This is a genomic window from Pseudomonas bohemica (assembly GCF_002934685.1).
In the GTDB taxonomy this organism is placed as follows: Bacteria; Pseudomonadota; Gammaproteobacteria; order Pseudomonadales; family Pseudomonadaceae; genus Aquipseudomonas; species Aquipseudomonas bohemica.
The window spans coordinates 1-21826 of sequence record NZ_NKHL01000101.1 but is presented as its reverse complement, the minus strand read 5'-3'; the positions used below and the strand labels follow the sequence as shown (position 1 = coordinate 21826).

General features: G+C 59.7%; 19 protein-coding genes, 1 tRNA gene, 1 pseudogene and 1 other annotated feature. Of the genes and pseudogenes, 14 read left to right on the top strand and 7 right to left on the bottom strand.

Annotation, left to right across the window (positions count from 1 at the left end; genetic code table 11):
- Nucleotides 1–309: 309 nt before the first annotated feature.
- Both nirB and nirD read left to right on the top strand, forming a co-directional pair.
- A complete protein-coding gene (gene nirB / locus CE491_RS10200) occupies nucleotides 310–2871 on the top strand; it encodes a nitrite reductase large subunit NirB (protein WP_110948234.1) in 2562 nt (853 codons plus the stop codon).
- Complete coding sequence (gene nirD / locus CE491_RS10195; RefSeq protein ID WP_110948233.1) at nucleotides 2868–3245, top strand: nitrite reductase small subunit NirD; 378 nt, start codon at nucleotides 2868–2870, stop codon at nucleotides 3243–3245. The genes nirB and nirD overlap by 4 nt, the downstream gene beginning before the upstream one ends.
- An 18-nt stretch (nucleotides 3246–3263) precedes the next feature.
- Here the strand turns inward: nirD and CE491_RS30220 are convergent, their stop codons facing one another.
- Genes CE491_RS30220 through CE491_RS10175 form a run of 6 tightly spaced genes read right to left on the bottom strand, consistent with a single transcriptional unit; the run spans nucleotide 3264 to nucleotide 6312 of the window.
- Nucleotides 3264–3413, bottom strand: a complete 150-nt coding sequence (locus CE491_RS30220) for a hypothetical protein (protein WP_199885057.1) — start codon at nucleotides 3411–3413, stop codon at nucleotides 3264–3266.
- Complete coding sequence (locus tag CE491_RS30730) at nucleotides 3413–3937, bottom strand: MFS transporter (protein ID WP_267894480.1); 525 nt, start codon at nucleotides 3935–3937, stop codon at nucleotides 3413–3415. The genes CE491_RS30220 and CE491_RS30730 overlap by 1 nt, the downstream gene beginning before the upstream one ends.
- Nucleotides 3865–4215, bottom strand: coding sequence for an MFS transporter (locus tag CE491_RS30965; RefSeq protein ID WP_199885055.1), 351 nt, complete (start codon nucleotides 4213–4215; stop codon nucleotides 3865–3867). The genes CE491_RS30730 and CE491_RS30965 overlap by 73 nt, the downstream gene beginning before the upstream one ends.
- The gene (locus CE491_RS10185; protein WP_110948232.1) at nucleotides 4212–5102 is read right to left on the bottom strand and encodes an isocitrate lyase/PEP mutase family protein; all 891 of its coding nucleotides are present in this window, start codon (nucleotides 5100–5102) and stop codon (nucleotides 4212–4214) included. The genes CE491_RS30965 and CE491_RS10185 overlap by 4 nt, the downstream gene beginning before the upstream one ends.
- Nucleotides 5103–5111: 9 nt before the next feature.
- The gene (locus CE491_RS10180; RefSeq protein ID WP_110948231.1) at nucleotides 5112–6029 is read right to left on the bottom strand and encodes an amidohydrolase family protein; all 918 of its coding nucleotides are present in this window, start codon (nucleotides 6027–6029) and stop codon (nucleotides 5112–5114) included.
- 31 nt (nucleotides 6030–6060) lie between these two features.
- The gene (locus CE491_RS10175) at nucleotides 6061–6312 is read right to left on the bottom strand and encodes a hypothetical protein (RefSeq protein WP_199885054.1); all 252 of its coding nucleotides are present in this window, start codon (nucleotides 6310–6312) and stop codon (nucleotides 6061–6063) included.
- An 86-nt stretch (nucleotides 6313–6398) separates the two neighbouring features.
- On the opposite strand from CE491_RS10175, the gene CE491_RS10170 reads away from it, so the two are divergent.
- The 12 genes and pseudogenes from CE491_RS10170 to CE491_RS10110 all read left to right on the top strand — a co-directional run.
- Nucleotides 6399–7289 (top strand): LysR family transcriptional regulator, encoded by an 891-nt coding sequence (locus tag CE491_RS10170; RefSeq protein WP_110948288.1) that lies wholly within the window; start codon nucleotides 6399–6401, stop codon nucleotides 7287–7289.
- A gap of 1287 nt (nucleotides 7290–8576) precedes the next feature.
- On the top strand, nucleotides 8577–9236 hold the full coding sequence (locus CE491_RS10160) for an energy transducer TonB (protein ID WP_199885053.1): 660 nt from the start codon (nucleotides 8577–8579) through the stop codon (nucleotides 9234–9236).
- A gap of 42 nt (nucleotides 9237–9278) precedes the next feature.
- Nucleotides 9279–10019, top strand: a complete 741-nt coding sequence (locus CE491_RS10155) for a MotA/TolQ/ExbB proton channel family protein (RefSeq protein WP_234407567.1) — start codon at nucleotides 9279–9281, stop codon at nucleotides 10017–10019.
- Complete coding sequence (locus tag CE491_RS10150; RefSeq protein ID WP_110948226.1) at nucleotides 10016–10438, top strand: ExbD/TolR family protein; 423 nt, start codon at nucleotides 10016–10018, stop codon at nucleotides 10436–10438. Before CE491_RS10155 ends, CE491_RS10150 begins: the two co-directional genes overlap by 4 nt.
- A gap of 188 nt (nucleotides 10439–10626) precedes the next feature.
- A complete protein-coding gene (locus tag CE491_RS10145; RefSeq protein WP_110948225.1) occupies nucleotides 10627–11559 on the top strand; it encodes a hypothetical protein in 933 nt (310 codons plus the stop codon).
- A 178-nt stretch (nucleotides 11560–11737) separates the two neighbouring features.
- Complete coding sequence (locus tag CE491_RS10140) at nucleotides 11738–12256, top strand: sigma-70 family RNA polymerase sigma factor (protein WP_110948287.1); 519 nt, start codon at nucleotides 11738–11740, stop codon at nucleotides 12254–12256.
- Between the two features lie 73 nt (nucleotides 12257–12329).
- Nucleotides 12330–14027 (top strand): ABC transporter ATP-binding protein/permease, encoded by a 1698-nt coding sequence (locus tag CE491_RS10135; protein ID WP_199885052.1) that lies wholly within the window; start codon nucleotides 12330–12332, stop codon nucleotides 14025–14027.
- Nucleotides 14028–14046: 19 nt separating this feature from the next.
- Nucleotides 14047–15297 carry a thioredoxin family protein gene (locus CE491_RS10130; protein WP_110948223.1) on the top strand — a complete coding sequence of 417 codons (1251 nt, stop codon included), beginning with the start codon at nucleotides 14047–14049 and terminating at the stop codon, nucleotides 15295–15297.
- A gap of 17 nt (nucleotides 15298–15314) precedes the next feature.
- Nucleotides 15315–16661 carry a TldD/PmbA family protein gene (locus tag CE491_RS10125; RefSeq protein WP_199885051.1) on the top strand — a complete coding sequence of 449 codons (1347 nt, stop codon included), beginning with the start codon at nucleotides 15315–15317 and terminating at the stop codon, nucleotides 16659–16661.
- Between the two features lie 19 nt (nucleotides 16662–16680).
- The gene (gene tldD / locus CE491_RS10120; RefSeq protein WP_110948221.1) at nucleotides 16681–18123 is read left to right on the top strand and encodes a metalloprotease TldD; all 1443 of its coding nucleotides are present in this window, start codon (nucleotides 16681–16683) and stop codon (nucleotides 18121–18123) included.
- Between the two features lie 129 nt (nucleotides 18124–18252).
- Complete coding sequence (locus CE491_RS10115; RefSeq protein WP_199885050.1) at nucleotides 18253–20643, top strand: TonB-dependent siderophore receptor; 2391 nt, start codon at nucleotides 18253–18255, stop codon at nucleotides 20641–20643.
- A gap of 72 nt (nucleotides 20644–20715) precedes the next feature.
- Nucleotides 20716–21632 (top strand): annotated as a pseudogene (locus tag CE491_RS10110) (IS3 family transposase); the annotation flags it as partial.
- Nucleotides 20994–21110 (top strand) — a sequence feature (AL1L pseudoknot). Its footprint overlaps the pseudogene before it by 117 nt.
- A gap of 115 nt (nucleotides 21633–21747) precedes the next feature.
- On the opposite strand, the gene CE491_RS10105 reads toward CE491_RS10110, so the two are convergent.
- Nucleotides 21748–21824 (bottom strand) — tRNA-Asp (locus CE491_RS10105).
- Nucleotides 21825–21826: the final 2 nt, after the last annotated feature.

Genomic DNA, 21826 nt, shown 5'->3' with positions numbered 1-21826 from the left:
AGTGGTGGCGGTATTATGGGCGTCAGCGCTGGCACGCCGGACCGCTACCGGTTCGAGGACATACCGCTTCGTTGCACTGGCACACCCATTGCTTCACCTCAATCAAGTCCAGCCTGTACGCATGGTTGGCGGCCCGGGTCGGTCGATGATGATCACTCGCCCCACAAGGCATGGGCCCAGCAGGTTGCTGCCGACAAAGCGGTCGAGTGACAACCCCTAAAAGAACAGGCAAAGGCGCCTGGAACCGAGAGGTTCCGGGCGCCTTTTTTTTGCTTTCAAAAACCTGATTGGCTTTGGCCGGGACTCGATATGAACACCACTGTCGCCCCTCTTGATGATGTGCAAACCCTGATCGTCGTCGGCAACGGGATGGTCGGTCATCACTGCGTCGAGCAATTGATCGCTGCCGGCGCCCTGGCACGCTATCGCATTCACGTCTTTGGCGAGGAAGGCCAGCGCGCCTACGACCGCGTTCACTTATCCGAATACTTCGGCGGGCGCGATGCCGAATCCCTGGCGATGAGCGACGCAGCTCTCTATGAGCAGGCCGGCCTGACGCTGCACCTGGGCGTCCCCGTGCTGGAAATCGATCGCGCCCGCCGCGAGGTCATTACGTCCAAAGGCTGCTTCGGTTACGACAAGCTGGTGCTGGCGACCGGTTCCTACCCTTTCGTGCCGCCCATCGAAGGCGCCAAAGGCCACTCGCGGCTGGTGTATCGCACGCTGGATGATCTGGACACCATTCGCGCTGCGGCAAGCCAGGCCACACGGGGCGTGGTGGTCGGTGGCGGCTTGCTAGGTCTCGAGGCGGCCAATGCACTGAAGTCGCTGGGGCTGGAAGCGCATGTAGTGGAGTTTGCCCCGCGCCTGATGCCGGTACAGCTGGACGACCACGGCGGCGCGGCCTTGAAAGCGCGGATCGAGGCCTTGGGCGTAGGCGTGCATCTGTCTCGCGCCACCCAGTCGATCACTCAAGGTGAGCACTATCGCTATCGGATGAATTTTGCCGGTGAAGAGTTTCTCGAAACCGACCTGATCGTGTTCTCCGCCGGTATCCGCCCACAAGACGCCCTCGCCCGCCAATGCGAGCTGGAACTGGGCCCGCGAGGCGGCATCGCCATCGACGAACATTGCCGTACCAGCGATGCGGACATCTTCGCCATCGGCGAATGCGCGGCCTGGAACGGCAGCGTATTCGGCTTGGTGGCGCCGGGTTATCAGATGGCGCGCAACGTCGCGGCTCAATTGTGCGGTCAGGAAGCGGAGCCATTCTTCGGCGCCGACATGTCGACCAAGCTCAAGCTGTTGGGCGTCGATGTTGGCTCGATCGGCGACGCCCACGGCGCGCTGACGGGCGCACGCAGTTATCGCTTCATCGACGAAGCCACCGCCAGCTACCGTCGCCTGGTGGTGTCCGCCGATGGCAAACGGGTGCTCGGCGCGGTGCTGGTGGGCGACAACAGCTATTACGACACCCTGCTGCAATATGCGCAGAATGGCATCAAGCTGCCTGCCGATCCATCGAGCCTGATCCTGCCCCACAGCGAAGGCGCACCCACGCTCGGTGCCGATGCGCTGCCCGCCACCGCAACCATTTGCTCTTGCCATAACGTCAGTAAAGGCGCGGTCTGTTCGGCCATCGATGGCGGCTGCAGCGATCTGGCAGGCATCAAGGCCTGTACCAAGGCGGCGACCGGTTGCGGGGGCTGTTCGGCATTGCTCAAGAGTGTGTTCGAGCACGAACTGACCGCCCGAGGCGTCGCTGTCGACAAGAGCCTGTGCGAGCACTTCGCCTTCACGCGTCAGGAGCTGTACGCCTTCGCCCGCGTGGAAAAAATCGAAACCTTCGAAGACATGCTTAGCCGTCACGGCAAGGGCCATCTGGGTTGCGACATCTGCAAACCGGTGGTCGGATCCATCCTTGCGTCGTGCTGGAACAAACCGATCATGGACCCATCGCTGGTGCCGCTGCAGGACACCAATGACACCTTCATGGCCAACATGCAGAAGAACGGCACCTACTCGGTGGTCCCGCGAATACCGGCGGGTGAAATCACCCCGGACGGCTTGATCGCCATCGGCGCTGTCGCGAAGAAATACGACCTTTACACCAAGATCACTGGCGGGCAGCGTATCGACCTGTTTGGCGCGCAGTTGCATGAACTGCCGGACATCTGGGCCGAGCTGATCGCCGCTGGTTTCGAGACCGGGCATGCGTATGGCAAATCGACGCGTACCGTGAAGTCCTGCGTCGGCAGCACCTGGTGTCGCTATGGCGTGCAGGACAGTGTGCAAATGGCGCTTACCATCGAAGACCGTTACAAGGGACTGCGCTCCCCACACAAGTTGAAGTTCGCGGTTTCCGGTTGCACCCGCGAATGCGCCGAAGCGCAAAGCAAGGACATTGGGGTGATCGCCACCGAGAACGGTTGGAACCTGTATGTGTGCGGCAACGGCGGTATGCGCCCACGCCACGCCGAGCTATTGGCCACCGATCTGGATGACGAAACGCTGATTCGCTACATCGACCGGGTGCTGATGTTCTACATCCGCACCGCCGACAAGCTGCAACGCACCTCGGTCTGGCGCGAGTCGCTGGAGGGCGGGCTGGATTACCTCAAAGCGGTGGTCATCGGTGACAGCCTGGGGCTGGCGGCCGAGCTGGAGGAACAAATGCAGCTGGTGGTGGACCGTTATGAATGTGAGTGGGCCAACGCCCTGAAGAGCCCGGAAAAGCTCAAGCGCTTCCGTACCTTCGTCAACGACAAGAGTGCCGATCCGGACATCCATTTCGTTACGGAACGCAGCCAGCGGCGCCCGGCACGAGCCCATGAACTCAACCTGATTCCCGTCGAGGAGATAGCACGATGAGCCAGGCCAATGCGTTTATGAAGGACATGACCCACACCCAAGCCTGGCGCGCGGTATGCGCCCGTCAGGACCTGGTGCTCAACTCCGGGGTGGTGGCGCTGGTGGGCAATGTGCAGGTGGCGCTGTTCTACATCGCCTGCATCAGCGGTACCCCGCAACTGTTTGCCGTGGACAACCGCGATCCGGTGTCCGGGGCGAACGTGATCGGGCGCGGGCTGGTGGGCAGTCTGGCCGGGGATCTTGTGATTGCATCGCCTCTATATAAGCAGCATTACCGGCTGGAAGACGGGACGTGTTTGGAGGACCCGTCGCTGAAATTGCGGACCTGGCCGGTGCGGTTGAATGGGGAGGTGGTGGAGGTTGGTGTGGGATGAGGTTGAAACCCATGTGAGTCAAAACCGGTAAAGCGAGGTCGGAGCGTGGACCATTACGGCGTTTCGAGCTGCTGCATCGCGCAATAAACGCTGCATCAGCGCATATTGTTTGTCGTAATCGGTCACGTTCTCATAACCCACGTTAGGCCACTCACGTCCCCAGTTCATCACCCCCTCCGATGGGTGTTGATTAATAACTTCTGGATATAAATGGTGTAAGTATAAAATGCCACTGTGCCGCCCACTGAAATGCCCACCACCAGCAACAGTAATCGCCAATGCCGATACATCTCCTTCCAGGGAGATAATGAAGGGGGTTGTGAACGTGGCGGCTCCAGCTCCTGCACATGCCGTCTGATATAAGCAGCAAACAACGCAAATATGCCGCCAATCAGAAATGGGATTCGCCATCCCCAACTTTCGATTTGGGAAGTGCTCAACCACACATATTGCATGAACAACATCAGCGCCAGCGCAAACAGCTGTCCACCGACGACACTCACTTGTACGAAGCCCAGGTAAAAGCCGCGTCGATTGGCAGGCACAACTTCGCTCAAGTACACCGCGCTTGTTGCGTACTCCCCACCCATGCACAGCCCTTGCAACAGGCGAGCACCAATCAACAGCGCTGGGGCCCTGGCCCCGCTATGGCATACGTTGGAGCAAGCGCGATCATCATCGAGCCCAGGCACATGCCCCCGACCAAAAGGGTCAATGCACGTCTGCGTCCTCGCCTGTCGGCGTATAGACCGATGAGGCAACTCCCCAGAGGACGCCCCACATACCCCACCGCTGCGATGGCAGCAGTGTTCATCAGCTGCACGGTGGTTGCGTCTGCTGGAAAAAATGCCTTGGCGAAATACAGCGAGAAAATACTGTACGCCAGAAAGTCGTACCATTCGATCGCGTTGCCGACCAATGCCCCTGCAACCGCGGCCTTCGACGGGGGGCCTTGCGCTTCGTCAATCATGCCTGTCCTGCCACGCCGTAGCGATATTCCAACTCGTCGAAGAGCGCCTTGTTCACCAGACGCTGGCGTTCGGCGAACGGCACCACCAATGTCAGATCCTCATCCAGACGACCGTTTTGCAACAGGCTGGTCAAGGCGCGCTGCATGCCCAGCGTTGCACTCTGCAAACCCGCGTTAGCGTAGAGCACGATTCCGTAGCCCAGTTCGCCCAACTCATTGCGGGGCAGTGTAGGTGTCTTGCCCCCGATCACGATGTTGATCAGGTTGGGCGTATCGAACAAACCAGGCAGGCGCCGGATATCCTCGATGCTTTCGGTGGCTTCGATAAACAAGATGTCGGCCCCGGCCTCCACGTAACGGTGTGCGCGCTCGATGGCGGCCTGGATGCCTTCAACGGCACAGGCATCGGTACGGGCAATGATCTGGAGATTCCGATCCTCACGCGCGTCCACCGCGGCCTGAAGCTTGCCCACCATTTCCGCTGCACTGATCACTTCCTTCCCGCAGAAGTGCCCGCATTTCTTGGGCAGCACCTGGTCTTCGAACTGGATGGCATCGGCTCCGCTACGTTCGAGTGTGCGCACCGTGTGACGCACGTTCAATGCATTACCGAAACCGGTGTCGGCATCGACAATCAGAGGCAGCTCTACGGTATCGCGCACCCTGGCAGTGTGTACGGCTATTTCGTCGAGCCCAACGAATCCCAGATCTGGCAAGCCCAGGGCCATGTTGGTGACACCCGCTCCACTGAGATAAAGCGCTTCAAAACCGATATCGGCAGCGATTCTTGCGCTGAGCGCGTTGAATACGCCGGCCACCAGAAGCCCTTGGCGTGCCTGGACCTGTTGGCGAAACGTGCTTTTGCGCTGTGAGCTGGAAGCGGTCATGACGGCTCCTTAATGATTGAATTTGAACAGCTTTTGTGCGGTGCTTCGCATGATGATCTGGCGCTGAACAGGATCTGACACCCACGCAGACAGGGCCGATTTCGACGCGGCGTAGTCGATCACTTCCTGATGCTGGGTATGTGGCCAATCACTGCCCCAGAGAAGATGCGAACTGGAAAAGGCCTGGATCAGCTTTTGCGTTGCACCCTGGCCAAAATGAAGCCCGCTTGGGTCTCCCGGTCGTTGCGCCGTGCGGTACGCGGCAGATAACTTGACCCAGACCTGCCCGGTGTGTGCTTGCCTGAGCAAGTAATCAAAGCCTGGATCATCCACCCCGCTTTGCGGATCGGGTCGTCCAAAATGGTCGACCACGACCTTGGCCCCCTGACGCAGCAACGTGCCGACCAGATAAGGCAGGTCCCGGGCCTGACGATGCACTTCAATGTGCCAGTCCAGATCAATGAGGCGCTGCACAAAGCGCGTCCACCGAGCAGCAGTGAGATCCGGCATCTGCACGCCGATCAGGTTCAGCCGCATGCCCACGACGCCTAGCTGCGCCAACGCCTGCAGTTGCGCTTCGCTGATGGAAGGATCGACGACCACTACCCCTCGAAATTTCGATGGGTAACGCTTGAGTACAGCCAGCAGGAACGAATTGTCCGTACCCAGAAAGCTGGGTTGCACCAGAACGCCATGGGAGATGTGGTTGGCCGCCATGTGTCTGACGTAGTCATCGGCGGTGGCGCTGTAATCCGGCGCATGGCGGCGATCCCGCGCCATGGGCAAGCCTTTGACAAACACATGGGCGTGGCTGTCAATCGCGCTGATGCCAAGGTCGTTCCGGGCGTACCAACGGTCGGCAAAGCCAACGACTGACGCATCCGACGTGCCAGCCGTTACTGCTGTTTGAGCGTTCAAGGAGTTCATGAATTACCCAATCGCCAAGGTGAAGAATCGATCAGTGCGAGCGCAGTTTGGCACGGTCACGCGTGGGCCATTCGACCGTCGCTGGGCTGTTCTGCGCGAGATTGGCGGCTGCATCCACCAGCGCCCAGGTCAGTGAAAGGCAAGGAGTGAGCAGGCTGAACAGTTGGGTGTCCACGCTATCCGGAGCCCATCCGGCGTAACTACTCCAGAACGTGCTTTTTTCAACGATCGTAGTCTCGCTGTACCAGTTCATCGCAAATCCCTTCTTGTTATTGTGGGCCACGATCGGATCCCTTATGTGCCGCCATCCTATGAAAAGCTTTGATCGGGATCTATTATGCCGAGGATCAATATTCATATCGGGAGCGTATGGAAACTCGTCACCTCCGTTACTTTCTGGCAATTGCGGATGCCGGCAGCATTACCCGTGCTGCCGATCGCCTTGGGATAGCACAGCCCGCACTCAGTCAGGCCTTGGTTCGCATGGAAAAGGAACTGGGGGTGAAGCTGTTCGAACGCTCTCGCAGAGGGGCGGTGTTGACGCCGGCAGCTGTCGCGATCATTGACGATATCCGCTTGAGCATCGCGAACATCGAATCGGCTACTCAGCGGGCGCAAGCTATTGGTGCCAAACGTGCAGGACGGCTGATAATCGGTTTCGTTTCTGCGGCCTTGTTCGACACTCTGCCTCGAGCCCTCAACCAGATGCAGGCAGCCTACCCTGGGATCGAGTTGGTTCTCAGGGAGATGAGTAATGCCGAGCAGAGTCTGGCCCTGCAAAAGGGTGAAATCGACCTCGGCTTGCTGCATACGCCCGTGTCGATCCAGGGCAACATGCACGAGAAGCTCATCAGCCAAGAGCCGCTGATCGCTGTTCTGCCGAGTAGCTATGAGGTGGGCGAAGATGGAATGGTCTCATTGGAAGACCTTGCTGCGACGGGGCTCGTCTGGTTTCCAGAGGAACAACTGCCGTTGATTCGCAGCGCTATCCTGAGCACGTTTCGTCGGGAAGGACATCCTATCGACATCATTCAAGAGGCTAACCGGACCCTGACAGTCATCGCCTGCGTCGCAGCGGGCCGTGGCGTATCACTACTGCCTTGCTCTGTAAAATCGCTGCAATTTGCCGGGATGAGATACAGCGAGATCAGAAACGGCGCTGCCTTGCCGCATTTTGAACTCAGCGCCATTTGGCCTGCACACTCAAGGTCGACGATGGCGGACAGATTTGCCGAATTGCTGCCCCCCTGCAGGGGTTGAGATGAGGATCGGCTCGACGCAGTGAGCGCGGCCGCCGGTAGCGCAATGCCAATGCCTGAAACATCAGGCGCGAAGTCATGAAACTTGCCAGCGAGCTCGAATGAGCAGAGGTGCTGGTGGGAACGGGTCAGGGGCCAAGCCCAGACCAGGCTTGTCCCGGGAGGGGCGATGCACGGGCATAAATTCCAGGCACAAAAAAAGCGACCCTCAGGTCGCTTTCTCTGTCGTTACGGAGAGTTCAAGGGCCTCGTAACTCAATATGGCGCAGCGGACGGCATCACTCATCCTCCAAGTGTTTGAAAGCATTACGTTTCATATGGGTAGGGTTCACTTCTGGCCTTAATTGTGTACTCATTATTTGCTGCTGTGAAATACGATTAACGTGGAAGTGGTTCAGATTTTCGGCAAGACGCCAGCAACTGTTTAAAATCTAGGTATTGCGTGAACTGATTCGATGATGGATGAGACCAACTCCTTTATAAGCAATTGATTAATAGATAAAATTAGAGACGGCACGCTTGCCTCTTAGCAATTTTGTACCACTTTATCCCAGCACTCGCCCACGTGCCCTTCCACGTTTTCTCCCCGCGACGCCAACAGTAGCAACAGCCGTCCCATCGCCCACTTGTAAACACCCGAGCGCCTTCGGCTCAGCCTGCACTTTCGTCCTGAACCCCACCACACTGTCATCCGCGTAGCGCACGACAATCACATCGCCACGGGCGTAGCGCTCGCGCCACCGCCTTGCCCATAGATGTTGGCGCTGACGCCGAATTAACCCAGTGGCCGATACCATGTTGACCCAACCCCAATCGGCAGAAAGCAAGCACTGGTGGTGGTTCACAGGGTAGGAGCCCGGGTCAGTACAATTTCGGTAGCCGGGTCAATTCTTCGCTGGCACTAACATCCCGTGCTCAATCTCGCGATCCCGGTGACCTGATCGGTGATTCGGCGTTGGAAAGCGACAAGCTGCGGGTTCAACACCCAACAACCCATCAACAGCGCCGTGGAGCGCGACAGCTTCAGTCGCAGCATAAAAAACACATTAATTACTGTCACTTTTTGACGCTCATTGCACATAGCTCAATGAAAGACCCACGTCGGCCAGCCACTGCATGAGAATCCAATATGACCAGCCTGAAAGTTCGTTTGGGCAATCATTCAGCGCCATCGTCCTGGGTCGCACAAGCGCCCTGTGCCACGCCCAAGCCCCACCACCTCCAGCTTTGGATAGCGGGCGGTTTATCCGCTGTGGCCGCCCATTGCCTACTGATACTGGCGATGCTCATGAGCCCTTCGACCAAACGAATCGAGCTGCTTAGTGCCCCCGCGGCACCGGCCAGCGTGCGAGTAACGATGATCGCAGCGCCCACTCCACAACTGCCTCCCGTGGCCGAGGCTGCGCCTGTGGCGCCGACACCGCCTGCGCCGCAGGTCATGACCAGCGAAGCAGCCGAGCGCACGGTGGCTGCAGCGCCGCCGAAACCGACAAAGCTGGCTGCGCCGAAACCGCCTATGCCAGCCAAGCCACCCCGTGCGCCGGTCGCGCCTCACACGCCGGCGCCAACGCAACCCGCGGGCCAGGCGCCCGCAGTCTCGCCTGCTGCGCCGGTCACTGCCCCGCCCGCCGAGAGTCCGGGAAAAACCCTGCAATTGCCCGCAGCCGCGCCGAAAGACGTCAACACCATTGGTTGCCGAGTCCCGGCCCCCGAATACCCACGCAAGGCCAAGCGCTTGAAAATCGAAGGCGAGACGTTGATCCGGCTGGTGGTTAATGCCCAAGGCAGGATCGATCAGGCTGAGATTGCCCGTAGCGCCGGTAATGCCGATCTCGATGCGGCGGCGCGGCAGGCTGTGCTGGGCGCGTCCTGTGCGCCTTATATCGAAAATGGCCATGCCGTGGCTGTGCGCGCTCTGCAACCGGTCAGTTTCCGTTTAACCCGCTAGCACTCACTGTTTCAGAGGTAATCGAAGATGCAGGAATTAGGTATGAGTTACGCCTGGGCCCAGGCTGATGGCGTGTCGCGCAGCATCGCCGTGATCTTGCTGATCATGTCGTTGCTGTCGTGGAGCGTGATTGTGGTCAAGACCTTCCAGTTACTGCGTTTGCGCAGCATGACTCAGCGCGCGAGGAGCCGTTTCTGGCACGCCAATAGCTTTCAGGAGGGTGTCGAGGCCCTCGGCTCCCCACAGGACAATCCGTTCGTGGAGTTGTCCATCGCCGGTCATGCCGCCGACTCGCATCGCTTTCAGCGCAGCTCTGAGCTGCACACCCAGTTTGATCTCAGTGACTGGCTGACCCGCTGCCTCAAGGACGTGCTGGACGATCGTGTCGCTCGTATGCAATCGGGGCTGGCGATTCTTGCGTCAATCGGTAGCACTGCGCCCTTCGTTGGCTTGTTCGGGACGGTGTGGGGCATCTACCACGCGCTGAAGGTGATCGGTATCAGCGGCGACGCGTCGCTGGCACAGGTCGCCGGGCCCGTCGGCGAGTCGCTGATCATGACGGCCTTCGGTTTGTTCGTCGCTATCCCGGCAGTGCTCGGTTATAACGCCCTGGCCCGGCGCAACAAGGCGGTGATCCATCAACTCAACCGTTTCGCCCATGACCTGCATGCGTTCTTCCTGACCGGTGCCCGCGTCAACATCAGTGAGACATCACTGCACAAGGCTGCGGAAAACAGCCAGCCGTTGACTCGCACAGCCATGGGAGGCGCGGTCAAGTCATGAGTATGTCCGGTTCTGCTTTTGACAATGACGACGACCTCCTTACCGATATCAACATGACCCCGTTGATCGATGTGATGTTGGTGTTATTGATCATCTTCATCATCACCCTGCCGGTTATCACCCATGCCGTGAAGGTCGATCTGCCACGCGGCGACACTCAGAGCACGGTGCAAGAGGACGTTGTGGTGGATATCTCAATCACCGCCGATGGCAGCATCCTCTGGAACAAGGAACCTCTGAACGACCAGCAGCTTCAGCAAAGGGTGGCCGAAAGCGCGCAACTGCTGCCGGTGCCGACCTTACGGGTGTATGCCGACAAGGAGGTGCGCTACGACCGCGTCGCCCACTTGCTGGCGGCGGCGCAAGGTGGCGGCCTGTCGAAGATTGACTTTGTCACCCAAGCGGTGACGGCGCCTTGAGCGGGTGTCATCGCCGAGGAAGGGCGCGGCGATAACACCATCGCCCGGCCATTTTTCAGGCGATTTCGTGGCGCGGATGGCCACCTGTGTCAGCTTTAAACTCCCGTGCTATCCTCCCCGCCTGCGGCCTGTTCGCCGTCGCCCCGACCACCTGACACGATGATCCGGTCATCCGAAACGGAGTCCCCATGACCGATGCAGCCCCCCCTTCCCCTGAGTCGAAAACGTCCTGGAACGCCTTCCATGGCGATCCGCAACTGGCCGAGTTTCTGCTCAATCGTCTGCGCTGGCACGCCAGGGCCGGTCAACTGGAAGTGTCCCGTCGCCCCTACTGGCGGGCTGGCAAAGGCACTACCAGTGCGGCATTGGTGCATAGCGCCGATCCGCAGGTGTTCGAGCGTATCACCGGCCTGCCGTATTCGTTGGGGCTGATGCTGGAATGGGCAGCGGTGCGAACGCTGGCAGAGGTCGATCAGATCGCCACCGCGTTGCGCGCAGGGCTCAACACCGAGCACGTTGCGTTGCGCGTGCTGCACGGCTGGTTTCTCGACCCGGCCAACCGCTGGCCAGAGCTGATCGATGACCCTGAGGTCGATCAGCTTCGCCTGGACTGGCTACACGCCTGCGAGCAATGGCTTTCGGATCCGGGCGCGGTCGACTGGCAGCCCCTTGCTGCCCGGGCCAACGCCCTGACCCAGCCGGGCATGGCGCTGCGTACAATCCAGAACAGTCTGCTGGAGATATTCCACAGCCTCTGCCCGCCCCCGTCGTCGAGTGAGTTCGGCACCTGGCTCAACCTCACGGTGGGTGCCGGGGTGCATAGCAAGTTCATGGTCGCGCAGTTCGCTTTTGGCTGGAGGGCAGCCGATTTCGCCAAGGAAGTCGAACTGTTCCAGTGGTTCACCGAGCGAGAGAAACAGGAGCCCGGCGGCAAATTCAACGACGCCACCCTGCGCGTTGCTCAAGAGGAATGGGCGCAACTGCCCAAGGACCTCGACTACATCGCCAAGGAACAATATTTCTTCCAGAACGCAGACAGTGCGTTCACGTCCATCAATGCGCGACTGCGAGCCATTCTGGTCACTCAGCTAGAGGCCGCAGGCACACCTTCCTCCGTGTGACGTTCAGACTGTTATATCGGCCTAACCAAATGATATTTCTACAATATGACTACGCTTGGTACTGTGCGCAGCGGCCTGATGTGCAGGCTGTTCGGCGCTTATCGCAGACGATACCGGCTCTGGCCTCGCTCTTGCATTCACGCCTTGGAAACTTCACCTGAGCGCGGGTATGGCAGGCATGGCCGAACAAGTAATGGACACGTCAGAACTGCTTGATGATGTGTTTCGCAGCGACTACCAATGGTTGACGCACAAGCTGCGTTATCGCTTGGGCTGCGGCGAAAACGCCGAAGACGTTGCCAGTGAAACCTTCACCCAACTCGCCGCCTTGCCTCATCTTGACGAGGTGCGTGAACCCCGGGCGATGCTGATGACCATCGCCAGCCGCGTGGTCTATGAAGTCCGTCGCCGACGTGACCAGGAACGCTCGCACCTTTACTACCTGGCACAACGCCCCGATCGCCAGGCCGATTCACCGGAGCGAAGGCAACTGCTGCTCGGCGAACTGGATGCGGTTGAGGCCGCCCTTGAGGGGCTCTCCGACAGGGCTCGACAGGCCTTCTACCTCAGCCAGCTCGAGGGCCTGACGTATGCCGAAATCGGCCAACGCCTGGGCGTCTCCGCCAGCATGGTCCGTCAGTATGTGGCTAAGGGCTTGGCGCAATGTCGCAGCGTCGCCCATCCCGACGGAAAATAATCTTCTACTGCACTGTCACTTTCCCCGGCTGATTGCACAAATAGGGCAAATCATCTAAAGCGGATAACCGTCGGTGAGCGACAAGACCCCTTCCCCTGCAAAGCGCCCAAGCATTGCCGGGTTGATACTGCCTTACTGGTGCAGCGCCGATCGCTGGAAAGCACTGGCGATGCTGGCCGTCGTGTTGACCATCAGCTTCACCACCATTTACGCCTACATCGCCCTCAATGATGTACACGGCAAAGTCACCGACGCATTGATCAAACTGGACTGGTCAGCCCTTAAGCCATTGCTGGCGCTGACGTTCGGCTACGGCCTGATCACGGTGCTGTTGCCCATCACCTCGACCATCCTCCAGGACTACCTGCAACTGCGCTGGCGGACCTGGCTGACCCATCGCCTGATTGAGCGCTGGACCGCGCACCTGGCCTACTACCAGCTGGAGCGCGACGGGCTGCTGAGCAACGCCGACCAGCGTATCGCTGAAGACACCCGCGAGTTCGTCGACAGCACCCTGCGCTTGTTCATCAATATTGTCAGCGTTGTAGTGAGCACGGTGTCCTACACCGCCGTACTCTGGTCGCTGTCGGGCAACCTGGCGTTCAGCGTACAAGGCGTCGACGTGGCCATCCCCGGCTACATGGTCTTAGCCGCCTACGGCTATTCCTTTGCCCAACTGGCAGTCACCCATTGGCTGGGCAAGCAGCTGATCGGACTGAACAACCATAAGCAAACGGCGGAGGCGGATTTCCGATTCGCCGGTATGCAAGTGCGCGAAAATGCCGAGCAGATTGCGTTTTATCAAGGTGGCCGACACGAGGGTGAACGCCTGCAAGAACGGTTTGGCCGAGTACGCGCCAATACCCTGCAGATACTGGTGCGCACCTTTAAGGTGATGCTCGGACAGAGCTTGTTCTCGCATGTCTTTAGCCTGCTGCCAACCTTGCTTGCACTGCCGCTGTTACTAAGCGGCAAGATCAGCTACGGCGACATGGTGCGCCTGATCGGTGCCTACGGCATGTTGGTCGGTAGCCTGTCGTTCTTCCAGCAGGCGTACCAGAACTTTACCCAGTGGATGGCCTGGACCAACCGCTTGCGCGACCTGCTCTGGTCGATCGACAAGGCTGATAAGCAAGTGCCAGGGATAAGCCTCAGTACTGCGCCATGCGCCCTGCTGCGCTGCAGCGCCTTGACCTTGCATACACCGCACCATCAGCCGCTGACCTACCTGAAAGCATGGCAGGTGAGCGCCGGTGAACGCTGGTTGGTGCATGGCCCTTCTGGATGTGGCAAGAGCACCCTGCTGCGCGCCTGCGCCGGGCTATGGCCTTACGGCAGCGGCCACATCAACTTGCCCGAACGCAGCCTGTTCGTGCCGCAGCGCAGCTATATCCCGGCAGGCACCCTCAAAGCAGCGCTGTGCTATCCCGCCGACCCCGAGCAATTCACCGACGCCCAGTGCCAGCAAGTGCTCGAAGACTGCTGCCTGGGCGACCGACGCGATGCCTTGTCGAGCAGCGACCGCTGGCAGCAAGTGCTGTCGGGTGGCGAACAGCAACGCCTGGCCATCGGCCGCGTGCTGCTGCATCGCCCCGAGTTCGTTTTCCTCGATGAGGCCACCAGCGCGCTGGATTCAGACACCGAAGCGAAGCTCTATCAAGCGCTGGTAGGACAGCTATCCGACAGCGCCATCGTCAGCGTTGCGCACCGCAAGGCCCTTGAGGCCTTCCATCCTTATCACCTCGACCTGGCTCGCGCTGACGACCATTGATTCACCTCTGGAGATACCCATGTCCCACTCAGTCATCACTGTTTCCGAAGACTCGCTGAATGAGTATTTGACGGGCTCTGAACAGATCCTGCTAGACCTCTGGGCGCCATGGTGTGCGCCCTGCCGGGCAATGACGCCGACCCTGGAACGCCTGGCTGAAGAAGTGGGCGAACACCTGACGGTGTTGAAGATTGATGTCGATGTCTTTCCGGCCGTGCGTGAGCGTTTTGCCGTGCGTGGCATTCCAACCTTGATTCTGCTCAAAGGCAGTCACGAACTGGCTCGGCTTTCAGGGGCTCAGTCGCTGGTCAGGTTGCGCGAGTGGCTGGGCGGCAGCGGTGCGGCGCTGCCTGCCAATCCCGCCGCCGGGCGCGCAGTGCAAGCTTGGGGGGCCTTTTACGGTGACACGCAACTGCGTGAGTTCCTTGTCACCCGGCTCAAGCAGCAGGCTGAAAACGGCGATGTGAAAGCCGCCAGGGCGCCGTTTTGGGTCGACGGGCAAGGCACTCTGTGTGCGGCGTTGGTACACAGTGAAAGCCTGCAGGTATTCGAACGGCTGAGCGGCCTGCCGATCCATCTGGCGCCAGCACTGGACTTCGTCAATGCCTGCGAAGAGCACCAGGTGGCGAGTCTGTTTGACGGTTTACGGGTCGATGCCGATGTGTGCCAGGTGCCTGCGCGCCTACTTCGTTACTGGTTGAGCGATCCGTTGCATGACTGGACAGCGTTGCTGGCTGAGCCTGAGCTGGACGCCCTGCGCCTACAGTGGATCAGCTTGTGCGACCAAACACTCGCCGGTCAGGCCGTGGCGGCTTCAGTGTGGGCAACACTGCGCAGCGCCTCACAGGCGTTGTGTAACCCGCAACAGGATCCCTACCGCGAACTGCCTGGCATGCTTGCGCAATTGCTCGCCAATCTGTCGCCCCTGCCAGCCATTGAGGATGCCCAGGCCTGGAGCGAGTTGTTCGCCATCGCTGGCAGATGCAATTTCCATCTGTTGATGAGCGCGTTCGGCTGGAGCGACCAGGAGCGCGCCATGCCTGGTCTGCGCAACCATTGGTTCGAGACGCATGAGCGAGCGCTGGGAGGGTTCAGTGGCGAGCAGCTCGAGGCCCATCGTCAACGCTGGCAGGCCGAGAATGCTGGGTTCATGGCCAAGGAGCAGGCGTTCCACGCGAACTATGGCGAAAACAGCAAGCTTGCCCAGCAACGTTATGTCTCGGTGCTGGCGGACTTGTTGGCCAACGCTCCCCTCTATCTGCCTGCGTAATGGCTCAGGACGCTCACATGTCGACCTCACTCGAACAAGCTCCGGCGCAGCTTGCGGCCGCGGCTGAACAACTGTTGGACTACGCCCGCCAAAGTGGCGCCAGTGATGCCCAGGTGCTGCTGTCCAGCGGTCACGGTCTGAGCCTCAATCTGCGTCAGGGCCGCTTGCGCGCACGCCGCGCCGAGGGCCACAACAGTGTCAGCCTGACGGTGTACCGCGGGCAGCGTCAGGGCACTACGCATTCGACCGACTTCAGCGCCGCCAGCCTCGCCGACATGGCCCGCGCCGCGTGTGATATTGCCGCTCACACAGCACAAGATCACTGCGCCGGGCTGCCTGATGCGAGCCTGATGACTCAGGCACCGCTCGACCTGCAATTGCATCACCCATGGGCCGTTTCGGCTGAGGAGGCTCAAGCACTGGCCGCGCGCATCGAGCAAGGTATCAGCGACCAAGGCCCGCAGGTGCAGAGCGACGGCGCTTTTGTCAGTGCGTATGAGGCGTGCAGCTTTCTCGCGAACAGCCGCGGTTTTGCCCATGGTTATGCGCAATCGAGCCACGCACTGAGCGCCAACGCGTTGGCCAGCGACGGACAGCGCCGCCATCTGAGCCATTGGCGCAGCCACGAACGCTACAGCGAGCGCCTGCAAATGCCCGAGCAGATTGGCGCCCGAGCGGCGAGCAAAGCGCTGGCCTATCTGGATGAGCAGCCGCTGTGCACAGGGCGCTATCGGGTGCTGTTCGATCCCGACATGGCGATCAGTCTGCTGATGGATTTTGCCAACGCTGCCAGCGGTCGTGCGCTGTACACCCATGGCAGCTACTTACGCGACCGTTTGGGCAGCCAGGTGATGGCCGAGCACTTGAGCCTGAGCGAAGATCCTTTCCAACTGGCTGGCCTGGGCAGCGCTCCGTTCGACAGTGACGGACTGAGTGGCCAGCGCCGTAGGGTGGTCGAACACGGACAGTTGCAGGGGTACTTCCTGTCGACCTACAGCGGTCGGCGCCTGGGTCTGCCTTCCACTGGCAACGCCAATGGGCCTTATAACCTCAGCTTGCATAGCCAACTCACCCGCGACAGCGATGACTGGCCTGCCATGCTCGCGCAGCTGGACCGCGGCCTGCTGGTCGCCGAACTGGCGGGCGAAGGTACGCACCTGATCAACGGCGACTACTCACGCAGCGCCAAGGGCTTCTGGGTCGAGAACGGCGTGATCACTCATGCCGTGACCGGTATCACCATTGCCGGCAACTTGAACAGCCTGCTTGGCGACATCCTTGCGGTGGGTAACGACGTTGTCACCCGAGGCCATTTCAGCAGCGGTTCGGTGTTGATCGCACACATGCAGATAGGTGGGCGCTGAGCGCTCGCGGAGAACTCCAATGACTGATATTCGGCTGACGATTGCCTGTGAACGACTGCTGGCACCCTATGGTGTAGACCTTAATGATTTGCGCAATACCCTGGATCAGGTCATGGAGCATCAGGTCGATTTCGCCGATCTGTACCTGCAATCCCGACGCAGAGAAAGCTGGTCACTGGAAAACAGTCAGGTGACCGGTGGCACCTTCAGTGTCGATCACGGCTTCGGCCTGCGCGCCAGCGAACTGGACCAAAGCGCCTTTGCTTATTCGCAACAGATCACCCGCGAGCAACTGCAGAAAGCCGCGTTGTCGGTGCGCAGCATCGCCGGCAAAGGCCGCAATGCCCGAGTGGCAATACCCGAGCCACGCGCATTGATGCACTCAAGCTACGGCACCGACGACCCGCTACCCGTATTAGCGTCCGCGGCCAAAGTGGCGCTGCTTGAACGCATCGAGCAACTGGCGTGCGCGCTCGATCCACGGGTCAGCCGTGCAGGCGCGACGCTGGAACTGACCCACGAAGTGATGATGGTGATGCGTCACGACGGCCGTCTGGCCGCCGACGTGCGCCCGCTGCTGATGCTGCATATGTGGGTGGTGGTCGAACACAACGGCCGTCGCGAAACAGCCAGCGGCGGTATGGGTGGACGCAACGGTTTCGAGCACATCGAGATGTCATTGGTTGAAGCTGAGGTCCGTCGTGTGGTCGATAGCGCACTGACTAATCTGGATGCCATCCAGGCGCCTTCCGGGCAGCTTCCCGTGGTGCTCGCCAGCGGGTGGCCAGGCATGCTCTTGCACGAAGCAATGGGCCATGGTTTTGAAGGCGACTTCAATCGCGTCGGCAGTTCGGTCTATGCATCGCAGATGGACAAGACGGTGGCGGCTCCCGGGGTGACGATTGTCGATGACGCGACAGTGCCCGGCGCCCGCGGTTCGCTGAATATCGACGATGAAGGTGAGCCAGGACAGCGCACCACCCTGATCGAAAACGGCGTTCTGCGAAGCTACATGCACGATGACCTCAACGCCCGCCTGATGGGGCAAAAGGTCACCGGCAACGGACGGCGACAGTCCTATGCCCACCTGCCAATGCCCCGAATGACCAACACCTTCATGCAGCCCGGCCCCTACGCCGCAGAGGAGATCATCGCCTCGGTCAAACATGGCGTGTATCTGGCCGATCTGGGCAGCGGCCAGGTGGACATCGTCAGCGGCCAGTTCAGCTTCCAGAGCGCCCTGGCGTGGTTGATCGAAGACGGCCGCCTGACCACGCCTATCCGCGGCGCAACGCTGACGGGCAGCGGTCCGCAGACCCTGCGGCAAATCAGCATGGTGGGCAACGATCTGGCCCTGGATCGCGGTCTGGCGATATGCGGCAAGGCTGGCCAGAGCGTGCCGGTCGGGGTCGGTCAGCCGACGCTGAAAATCGACGGTTTAGTAGTCGGCGGCACCGCCTGAAAACATTGATCCGCGTGGGCAAAAAAACATCGAACCCCCACTGTCACTTTTCGATTCTGATTGCACATTAGAAACAACTGCAAGGCGCGGCAGGACGACTTTCTAGTGATTCGAAGGGGGGAGTTACACGTGGAAAACTTATCCGGTTTCAGGACGATTCGACCGTTACCGCTGGCACTTGGCATCTCTCTGGCCTTGAGCAGCGTGAGCTTTATTCCTGCAGTGCTCGCGGCGCCTGCAACAGCACCTATTGCCCAACAAACGCGCTATGACCTGCCCGCCGATACCTTGCAGCAGACGCTGAGCCGTATCAGCCAGCAAAGCGGCGCGACCATTGAATTACGCCTGACCGACATCAGCGCTTATCGCTCGCCTGCCATCAGCGGCAACCTCAGCGCTGCCCAGGCCTTGGCGGCGGCGCTGGCGGCTACCCCGCTGCGCTCAAGCCTCGCAGCCAACGGTAATCTGGTGGTCGAAGCGCCGCCTGCCGTTTTGAGTAATCCGGTGGATGCGGATGCCGCAGTCCTGCCGGCGATTGACGTCCAAAGCACGGCGGATGACGACTACACCGCCAGCGAGTCCAGCAGCGCCTTGCGTACCAGCACTGCACTGCAGGAAACCCCGCAATCGGTGAAAAGCATCACCCACAAAGTTATCGCCGATCGTCAGGCCACCAGCGTCGAAGATGCCTTGCGTAATGCCGCTGGGGTGGTCGATCAAAAGGGCAACCGTGGCAATTCGGTGTATTTCATTCGCGGCTATGAAGTCACCCAGACGTCCACCGATGGCGTGACCACCCCGGAGACTCGCAACGGCCTGGTAATACCGTCCACCCCGATTGATGGGGTCGAAGGGCTGGAAGTCATCAAGGGCCCGGCAGCGGTGATGTCAGGCAGTTCTTCGCCCGGCGGCACGATCAACATCATCCGCAAGGCTCCGGTGACCGATCCCTTGCACGTGATTCGCGGCGAAGTAACTGATCGTGGGGAATACAAGACCGCCATCGACCTGGGCGGCGCCTTGACCGACGACAGGGCCTGGAGTTATAGGCTCAACGTCGCCCGCACCCGCTCCAGCGAAACCTACCCCGATTACAACGGCTCGCGGGCCGATTTCGTGGCGCCGGTCATTGCTTGGAAAGGCGACTCGACGCGCATCAAGGTCGGTGCCGAGTTCAGTGATACCCGCACTGCCCAAGGCCTGGCGGGAACTTACTACGACACTACCTTGCAAAAAATCCGCAAACTCTCGACTTACCGCATGGGCGACAAGGACGATCACATTTCCGGGGTATCGAAAACAGGCTACTACGAGCTGTCCCAGGACCTGGTCGATGGGTGGACCTTCAACAGCAAGGCGACCTATGGCGATACCAAAATGAGCTTCAAGATCAACGAGCCCTACGCGATCCTTCCCGACGGCCAACAGATCGCCCACCAATTCTCCTCAGTGGACACCACTCGCTACTGGAGCACGCAGAACGACGTGCGCGGCACTTTCAATACCGGGCCGGTCAAGCAAGAACTGCTGTTGGGCGTTGACTATATGCACAGCAATAACACCCAATACGAGTTCGCCGATGGCGCTATCAATGCCGATGGCAACGTCCTGGATAAAAGCAGCCTTGATTACCCGCACATCCCGACGGCCAGGGACAAAAGCTACGACAGCCGCAATATCCAGCGCGGGCTGATCATTCAGGACCAGATCACTATTCTGGAAAAACTGCACCTGCTGTTCGCCGGCAAGGAGTCGGTGTGGGAGAACCAGAACAACATCGTAGGTTCGGGTTCATCATCGTTCCGACAGACCAAATGGGTACCCAACTACGGTATCGCTTACGATCTGACCCCGGAAATCACTGCCTACGCTAACCTCATGCATGGTTTTTCCGGCAGCTACAACATCGACAGATTCGGTAATGCCTTAGCGCCCAGCAGCAGCAAATCCAAGGAGGTCGGCCTCAAGTTCAGCCTGCTGGATGATCGCTTTACCATCACCACCGCATTGTTCGATATCGAACAGACCAACGTGCCGCTGTCAGACCTGACCGGGCAGTACATTGGCTCTGAAGGCAGGCACAGTAAAGGTTTCGACCTGGACCTGAACGGCGAAATCCTTCCTGGCTGGAACCTGACCGCCAGCTACACCTATTCGAAGTTCAGCGATCCGTCCGAGGTCAACGGCCAGACGAACAAGGTGACCGGACAGCCGAAAAACTCAGCCAATATCTGGACATCCTATGAATTGCAGACGGGTCGCCTGAAAGGCCTGGGCGCAGGGATTGGTGTTACCGCCGCGAGTGACATGGTCAGCGGCTACCGCACCAGTACCTACTACGACGTCAGTGGTTATGCGCAAACCGATCTCTCGGTTTTCTACCATCAGAAGGACTGGTCATTGAACCTGGGCGTTAAAAACGTGTTTGACCGTGACATTTACTCTTACAGCACCGCAACGACCTGGATGGGTGTCAAGGACGGGAGAACTGCGCGTTTGACAGCAGAATATCGTTTCTGAATTGACTGCAACAAACTCGGACTGAATCGCACCGCGTTTCGTGGAGGCCTCAACGCTTGAGAAGATGAGGCCATGAAAAAGACGACGACCTACTCCCCTGAAGTCCGTGAACGTGCTGTGCGAATGGTTCTGGAGCACCTGAACGATTACCCGTCCGAGTGGGCGGCCATTGAGGCCATTGCCCCGAAGATTGGCTGTGTAGCGCAAACCCTGCATGGCTGGATTCGTCGCCATCAGACCGACGCAGGACGGCGCCCTGGTCAGACCAGCGAGGAGCGCGAGCGCATCAAGGCCCTGGAACGCGAGAACCGCGAGCTGCGTCAAGCCAACGAGATCCTGCGTCTGGCCAGCGCGTATTTTGCCCAGGCGGAGCTCGACCGCCGCACCAAGTTCTGAGGGCATTTGTCGATCAGTACCGTGACCGTCTAGGGGTCGAGCCGATCTGTCGCATCTTGCAGATCGCCCCGTCCGGTTACCGCAGGCATGCGGCCCAACTTCTTAACCCGCAACGGCGTTGTTGCCGTGCTTAGCGCGATGAGGCCTTGAGCCTGAAGGTCCAGCGCGTATGGGACACCAACAGGCAGTGCTATGGTACGGTGAAGATTAGGAAACAGCTGCGCCGAGAAGGTATTGAGATCGCCAGGTGCACGGTGGAGCAGTTGATGCGTGGAGCTCGACTGCAGGGCATAAGGCGTGGGCAGGATGTGCGGACAACGGTGGCCGGCGACAGGTCGCTCTGTCCGCTGGATCATGTCCAGCGTCAGTTCCATGCCGATCGTCCGAACCAACTGTGGGTGTCGGATTTAACCTATGTCTCGACCTGGTAGGGCTGGCTGTACGTGGCCTTTGTGGTTGACGTCTTTGCGCGGCGCATCGTCGGCTGGCGAGTCAGTACCCGCATGAAGACCGACTTCGTGCTCGATGCACTGGAACAAGCCCTGTACGCCCGTCAGCCGCACCGCACGGGTGGTCTGATTCACCATAGTGACTTAAAAACCGTGGCTGGAGATGGATTCCAGTGGAATTCAGAAAACGAAAAAAGCGGCTCAAGGCCGCTATTTCCGTGGCTTCCAGGCGTTCAGTGGGCCGTAATGGAAGCAAATATGGCGCAGCGGACGGGACTCGAACCCGCGACCCCCGGCGTGACAGGCCGGTATTCTAACCGACTGAACTACCGCTGCGC